Origin of the sequence: uncultured Legionella sp., assembly GCF_937871865.1 — a bacterium.
Lineage (GTDB): Bacteria > Pseudomonadota > Gammaproteobacteria > Legionellales > Legionellaceae > Legionella.
This window is the reverse complement of record NZ_CALMPD010000285.1, coordinates 1-7,243: the sequence shown is the minus strand read 5'-3', so window position 1 is coordinate 7,243 and position 7,243 is coordinate 1. Positions and strand designations below refer to the sequence as shown.

The following is a 7,243-nucleotide window of genomic DNA, read 5'->3' as shown; positions in this document are numbered from 1 at the left end:
TCGTGATTCACGACTGGTGGGCCTACCTGGTTGTAACCGCCTGCGGCGGCGCCGTGCGCTTCGACCCTCAACCCAGCCTGCGCTATCGCCAGCACGACAGCAACCTGATAGGCATGGCCGCCGGCGGCCCTTCCCTGGCCAGCCGCATCGCCAAGCTGTTCGGGCCTACCCTAAAACACAACAACGACATACACCTGCGCGCCCTGCAAAAGCTGGCTCCACACATGCCCCCCGAAAACCGGCAGATCATGGCGCAGTTCGCCGCAGCGCGTCAACAATGGTTAATACCGCGCATCGTCGGGTTTAAAAAAGCGGGATTATATCGACTGACAACCAGCGGCAACCTGGGCATGGCGATTGCGGTACTACTGAACCGCTTATAGCACTAACAAGGTTAAGGCACTCCTTTTAGTCATAACAAGTCGTTATTCGATACATTCTTATATTAGGCTACGTTGTAACACGACTACAATTGATAGCTCTAATTGCTGCGCCGCACCAAAATGGGGCGCCAATACATGCAGTAATGGGGCAATCCTTCTACAATGGATACCACCTAAAAAAGCAACTACGGCAAACCTAGTGTAGGCACTTCCCTAATCGCAAATTTATAACAATACCTTATGGCTATCTTCGTAACTGGTGGAACCGGGCTTATTGGCTCAACCGTCTTCTTGGGCTGGCTCGCTCAAAACGGCGGGTCCGTCGACCAGCAAGCCTGCTACCGGACGAATCACCTCTACGTCCAGGCCACAAAAGCTACCAAAGTAAAGCACATTCGCTACAAGCGATCTTGGTCACAATCTCCCCCACCCGATGGATGTGCGCATACTAACGTTGAGTTAGAAGCCAGCCAAAACATTCGAAACAAGTTTCCGCAAAACAATGCAGTAATGCCTAGATAACCAAGACTGCTTATCTTGACGCAAAATAACATTATCCAAGAACGAAACGAGACGCAGCACACTAGTTGGAGCTTATAGATTGTCAGCAAATCAACACCCAACCAACTCCTAGAGAATTACCATATGAAACGAAAAGGCATCATTCTAGCCGGCGGCTCTGGAACACGTCTGCATCCTGCAACACTGGCCATTAGTAAACAGCTATTACCAGTGTACGATAAGCCGATGGTGTATTACCCTCTCAGTACATTAATGCTGGCTGGTATTCGCGACATCTTGATAATCTCTACTCCACAAGACACACCCCGTTTCGAACAATTACTCCAAACGGGCAGTCAATGGGGGATAAATCTACAATATGCTGTACAGCCTAGCCCTGATGGCTTGGCCCAAGCATTTATTATCGGCTCTACATTTATCGGTGATAATCATTCGGCACTTGTGCTTGGAGATAATATCTTCCACGGGCATGATTTCTATCAGCTATTGGATCATGCCATGAAGCGTGAAAATGGTGCGAGCGTTTTTGCCTATCACGTTCATGATCCAGAACGCTACGGTGTGGCCGAATTTAATGCTCAAGGTAAAGTACTCTCTTTAGAGGAAAAACCTGAAAAACCAAAATCAAGCTATGCAGTAACGGGACTATACTTTTATGATCAGCAGGTAGTCGATATCGCCAAAGATCTAAAACCATCCGCACGCGGAGAGTTGGAAATAACTGACCTAAACCGGCGATACCTGGAAAGAGACCAATTAAATGTGGAGATTATGGGCCGTGGATATGCTTGGCTGGACACGGGCACACACGAATCATTACTAGAGGCAAGTCAGTTCATAGCGACCTTGGAAAGTCGACAAGGATTAAAAGTTGCCTGTCCAGAAGAAATCGCCTATCGACAAAAATGGATAGATGCGGAACAGCTTGAGAAACTAGCGCAGCCTTTAATTAAAAGCGGCTATGGTCGTTATTTACTGCAAGCTATAAACAATACTGTATTCTGATGAAAGCAACCAAACTAAGCATATCTGAAGTCATTCTATTCGAGCCGCAAGTGTATGGGGACGAGCGTGGCTTCTTCTTCGAAAGCTTCAATAAATTACAATTCGAAGCTGCTATTGGCTACCACGTAGATTTTGTACAGGACAACCACTCGCGCTCAACAAAGAATGTTCTTCGAGGACTGCATTATCAAATTCAACACACTCAAGGAAAGCTAGTACGCGTCATAAGTGGCCAAGTATTTGATGTTGCTGTTGACATTAGAAAAAATTCTCCCACATTTGGCCATTGGGTCGGGCAGTTGTTAAGCGCGGAAAATAAAAAACAGCTTTGGATACCTGCCGGATTCGCGCATGGCTTTATTACTCTTAGCGATGCTGCCGAGTTTTTATATAAAACCACCGACTACTACGCGCCAGCATACGAGCGAACTATTCTGTGGAATGACCCCAATATAGGCATTGATTGGCAAACTGCTGATACGCCTATACTTTCTACGAAAGACAAAGAAGGCCAATTATTAAGCAATTCAGAGGTTTTTCCCTGACCCAAACCTTTATCCTAAATATGGGCACTCCTTTAAAATCAATCAACATTTTTCCTCTCTATGAAAGTGCTATTGCTTGGTAAAAACGGCCAAGTCGGATGGGAGTTACAACGATCATTATCGATACTGGGAGATGTCGTTGCATTCGGCAGGTCAGATATAGACCTAACAGATCATAATGGCCTGCGTGCCTGCATTAAACAACTCCAGCCAAACGTGATAGTCAACGCCGCTGCTTATACTGCCGTCGACAAGGCAGAAACGGAGCCAAACGAAGCTCGGCAAATTAATGTCGATGCTGTGAGCGTATTGGCCTCCCAAGCCGCGATCGCCAATGCATGGCTAGTACATTATTCTACTGACTATGTTTTTAATGGCGCAAAAACTACGCCTTATGTAGAAGACGATCATGCGGAGCCGCTCAATACCTACGGCCAAACAAAATTAGACGGCGAAAGAGCTATTCGAACCAGTGGCTGTAAACACCTCATATTAAGAAGCAGCTGGGTATACTCTACTCGCGGCGGCAATTTTCCTCTAGCAATACTTAGACAAGCACTCGAACGAGACCATCTTGATGTGGTGAATGATTGTTTTGGAGCTCCGACAAGCGCCCAGTTAATTAGCACCATAACCACCACAATGCTTTATCGCATTAGCACAGATCCGCGTCTACCGGATTTGGCTAGTGGCACTTACCACTTGGCCGCGGGCGGAGAAACCTCTTGGTACGATTACGCAAAGATCTTAGTTAGTATTGCTCGGAACCGTGGCTTACCGATTAAAGCGATTCCCAATAAAATTTTCCCAATACATTGCTCAGAGACCCACGCGCGTGCTCTACGTCCCAAAAACTCTCGGCTTGATACTACAAAACTACGTACTTTGTTTGACTTGGCGGTGCCTAATTGGAAAGACCAGATTGAACTATTCGTCGACGAAGTAATTAAGCTAAAGCTGATATAGCAAAGATGAACTACGCACCGACCTTGTAAACTATTATTAATGCTTGATTATATAAAACTAATCTAATTGGATAGAAAAATGCCCACTCAACTATTTGTACCTAAATTCCGCATTGACGAATGCCTAGAGGAAATTCGAGAGTGCCTACAAAAAGGCTGGACCGGCCTAGGATTTAAAACAGCCAAAATGGAAGATGCATGGAAAAGCTATACGGGACTTCCACATGCACACTTTTTAAGTTCAAATACTGTTGGATTGCATCTAGCAGTGGAATTATTCAAGAAAAAATACAACTGGTCTGATGATGACGAAGTCATTACGACTCCACTAACTTTCATTTCCACCAACCATGCAATACTGTATGCGGGCATGAAGCCCGTCTTTGCAGATGTTGACCAATATCTTTGCTTAGATCCATTAAGCGTTGAAAAACACATCACTCCTAGAACTAAAGCAATTATTTTTGTCGGTATTGGCGGCAACATTGGCCAGTATGAAAAAATCGTAGCATTATGCAACAAACACGGCATTAAGCTTATTCTCGATGCTGCGCATATGGCTGGAACTCGCTGGAATGGTAAACATATAGGGCACGAAGCTGACGTGTCCGTATTCAGCTTCCAAGCAGTAAAGAACTTGCCGACTGCCGATTCGGGCATGATTTGCTACAAAGAACTAGAAGATGATGAGCATGTTCGCAAGCTTACTTGGCTCGGCATCAATAAAGATACTTATGCCCGAACTGCCGCTCAAGGAGCCTACAAATGGATGTACGATGTAGAAGAGGTCGGCTACAAATATCATGGCAACTCGATTATGGCCGCAATGGGTTTGGTAGCCTTGAAATATCTGGACCAAGACAATGCCTACCGACGCCAATTAGCAAACTGGTATAGGCAACATCTTTCTGATAAGCCAAACGTAAAAGTTGTCCCTGTTGCCCCACACTGTGAGTCCTCTACTCACCTCCTCCAAATTCGCGTTAAAAATCGCGATGCCCTTATGTTGGCTCTCAACGAGCACGAAATATATCCCGGTGTACATTACCGAAATAATACTGAGTACCGCATGTATGAATATGCCAAAGGCACATGCCCTGAAGCAGAGATTGCGTGTAATGAAATTATCTCGCTCCCCCTTCATTTAGGCCTTACAAAATCTGATATCGATCACGTATCTAAACTAATCCTGCAATACGCGAAATGAAGCGACATCTAAACGCCTTCCTTCACGGCTCTATCGGCTTACGGCTTATAGAAAGGAGTGATCTCGCAATGACGCTATCCTGGAGAAACAGGGAAGAGGCTCGTAGATGGTTTAAAACATCAGAGCCTATTACAAGCGAGACTCACATATCTTGGTATGAAAAGTATATCGAGAAAGATGACGATTTCCTATTTATTGTAGAGCATGAGAACAGGCCAGTAGGCCAAGCATCGGTATATGGAATCCAATGGGAGAACGGGCAAGCCGAAGTAGGGCGCTTTTTAGCTGCTCCTGGAGAAGCAGGTAAGGGATACATTCGAAATGCATGCACAGCCCTAATTCGGCTTTGTCAAAATGAATTCGGACTTAAATATCTATTTCTGGATGTTTTAGAAAGCAATCACCATGCTATCAATTTATACCGCCAACAAGGTTTCACGAATGAGCTACATCAAGATGGCTTTATTCGGATGGGATTAGCTTTACCTCGAGAAAAAAACAATGACTCCTCAGACTAAAAAGCTGTTTTCTGATAGCCTGGCATCTTGCAAAGTGTGGCGAGTATGGATGTTCCTTGGCTCTCAAGATGTTAAAACGAGATTCCGACGCTCCTTTATTGGCCCGCTTTGGATTTTACTGAACCTAGGCATATTCGTTGGCGGTGCCGGTGTAATTTATGGCATACTCTTCCACCAACCAATGCAAGAATTTTTGCCCTTTTTAACTGCAGGTTTCGTAATATGGGGATTTATAGTCTCATCTCTAACGGAATCGGCCGTAGCCTTTATTAACTCCGAAGGCTATATCAAACAATTTGCTTATCCCAAGCAGATTTACTTGATAAGGCCTCTAGTAGTCTACACGATAGTCCTATTAATCGGTTTAGCCATTCTTATTCCCGTTCAACTAGTTTTTCATAGTTTCTCAATATTAGGTTGGATATTTTCTCTCCCAGGAATGGTAACTCTGCTATTAGCTGCACAAGCACATATAGTAATCTGCGCATATTTAGGTACTCGATTTCGAGACTTACCTCATGCAATGGGAGGAATTCTGCAGGTCCTTTTCTTTGTTACCCCAATAATGTTCCCTATCAAAGTCCTGCAAGATCGACATTTGGACTTTGTTTATCAATACAATCCGTTATATTATCTAATTGACATCGTCAGGCACCCTATTTTAACTGGGGAGCTAGCTCCAGCCCAAAACTATCTATTTGCATGGGTATATATATTAATAATCTGGATTATCGCAATATTGTTTGCTAAAAAATTCGATTCTCGACTGGTGTTCTGGCTATGAGTATAGGGCTACAATTAAATGATGTTGGCATATCCTTTGAAGGACGTAGAAACTCACATGATGGATTAAAAGGCTGGCTAGCTACTCTTCTCAGCAAGCAAAAGGCTGAAGACGGCATATATCGCGTAGATGCACTTAAAAATGTCAATCTTGAGATACACCAAGGGGAACGCGTAGGTTTAATCGGCCTAAACGGAGCGGGCAAGAGCACACTTTTGAAGGTAATGGCCGGCATCTATCCCCCGACTTCAGGAGCTATCTATAAAAGCGGCCACGTCTGCCCTATGTTTGAATTCGCGACAGGTTTTGAGATGAGCCAATCCGGCTGGGACAACATCCGGATTCGTGGCTTATTGCTTGGCATGACACGTGATGAAATCGAGCAAAAGCTTCCTGAGATTGCTGAATTTACGGAGCTAGGTGATTTCTTAAACTATCCTGTTAGAACATATTCTGCCGGCATGTTTATTAGATTAGCCTTTGCCGTATCCACAAGCATTAATCCCGAAATATTATTAATCGATGAAATAATGGGTGCCGGCGACATACAGTTTGCGGAAAAAGCGAAGCGCAGGATGCTCCAATTCATGGATCAGGGAAAGATCCTTGTTTTTTCGTCCCATAGCTTTGAGCTGCTAAACAGCTTTTGCGAACGAACCATTTGGCTCGAAAAGGGTAATATTGTCGCTGATAGCAATACAAAAGATGTCACCGAAGAGTATATCGCTAAGCATGGAATTACCTCTTGAGGCTGTAGATCCTGTATATTACATATTAGTCGAGGCAAATCAATTTTTAATACTTACACGACATAGTTAGTTGCACAACTTGCTGAATCAGCGGGTAAGCTTTAAAAAATTATAACTAGCATTCATTGTAAGTCAAACACTAGCAATCCATGACAAAAAGCCCTCCTACTAATATCCTGGTAATAGTTCCTGATATTATTCCAAGTGTAGTAATCGGTTTACTCAAACCGCTTATTGCCCTAGAGCAACAGAGAAAGGTAAATCTCCGCTTGCATATCCAAGCTCGACTTTCTCTTCCTACCGCAGGACTTATCAAAAGAGATTCAACTTGGTGTGATGTAGCCGTTTTCGGCAGAAACACTGAAATGGCTGATCTTCGGCTTTTATATCAACTCAAACGATTAAAAAAAAGAATAATATATGAGATTGATGATAACTTCGAACAGATTTCCCTTAACACGCCTATAGGTATATATCACCGCAACTATTTTCGGCTACACGTAGTTCGCCGTTTTTTCCAGCTTGCAGATATGGGCTACCTCGGGCGGGCCGAGCGCATGCAGCT

At 44.1% G+C, this 7,243-nt stretch carries 8 protein-coding genes and 1 pseudogene; all 9 read left to right on the top strand.

Annotation, left to right across the window (positions count from 1 at the left end):
* Positions 1–383, top strand: a pseudogene (locus Q0495_RS15250) (glycosyltransferase family 2 protein); the annotation flags it as partial.
* Positions 384–1,028: 645 nt separating this feature from the next.
* Positions 1,029–1,910 (top strand): glucose-1-phosphate thymidylyltransferase RfbA, encoded by an 882-nt coding sequence (gene rfbA, locus Q0495_RS15245; RefSeq protein ID WP_298627807.1) that lies wholly within the window; start codon positions 1,029–1,031, stop codon positions 1,908–1,910.
* A complete protein-coding gene (rfbC, locus tag Q0495_RS15240; RefSeq protein WP_298627806.1) occupies positions 1,910–2,455 on the top strand; it encodes a dTDP-4-dehydrorhamnose 3,5-epimerase in 546 nt (181 codons plus the stop codon). Before rfbA ends, rfbC begins: the two co-directional genes overlap by 1 nt.
* A gap of 60 nt (positions 2,456–2,515) precedes the next feature.
* Entirely contained in the window at positions 2,516–3,421 is a 906-nt protein-coding gene (rfbD, locus tag Q0495_RS15235; RefSeq protein WP_298627805.1) for a dTDP-4-dehydrorhamnose reductase, read from the top strand.
* 78 nt (positions 3,422–3,499) lie between these two features.
* The gene (locus Q0495_RS15230; RefSeq protein WP_298627804.1) at positions 3,500–4,627 is read left to right on the top strand and encodes a DegT/DnrJ/EryC1/StrS aminotransferase family protein; all 1,128 of its coding nucleotides are present in this window, start codon (positions 3,500–3,502) and stop codon (positions 4,625–4,627) included.
* Entirely contained in the window at positions 4,624–5,145 is a 522-nt protein-coding gene (locus Q0495_RS15225) for a GNAT family N-acetyltransferase (protein WP_298627802.1), read from the top strand. Before Q0495_RS15230 ends, Q0495_RS15225 begins: the two co-directional genes overlap by 4 nt.
* The gene (locus Q0495_RS15220) at positions 5,129–5,929 is read left to right on the top strand and encodes an ABC transporter permease (protein ID WP_298627800.1); all 801 of its coding nucleotides are present in this window, start codon (positions 5,129–5,131) and stop codon (positions 5,927–5,929) included. The genes Q0495_RS15225 and Q0495_RS15220 overlap by 17 nt, the downstream gene beginning before the upstream one ends.
* A complete protein-coding gene (locus tag Q0495_RS15215; RefSeq protein ID WP_298627798.1) occupies positions 5,926–6,678 on the top strand; it encodes an ABC transporter ATP-binding protein in 753 nt (250 codons plus the stop codon). The genes Q0495_RS15220 and Q0495_RS15215 overlap by 4 nt, the downstream gene beginning before the upstream one ends.
* Before the next feature lie 149 nt (positions 6,679–6,827).
* Positions 6,828–7,243: hypothetical protein (locus Q0495_RS15210; protein WP_298627796.1), on the top strand; the 416-nt coding region annotated here is incomplete at its 3' end.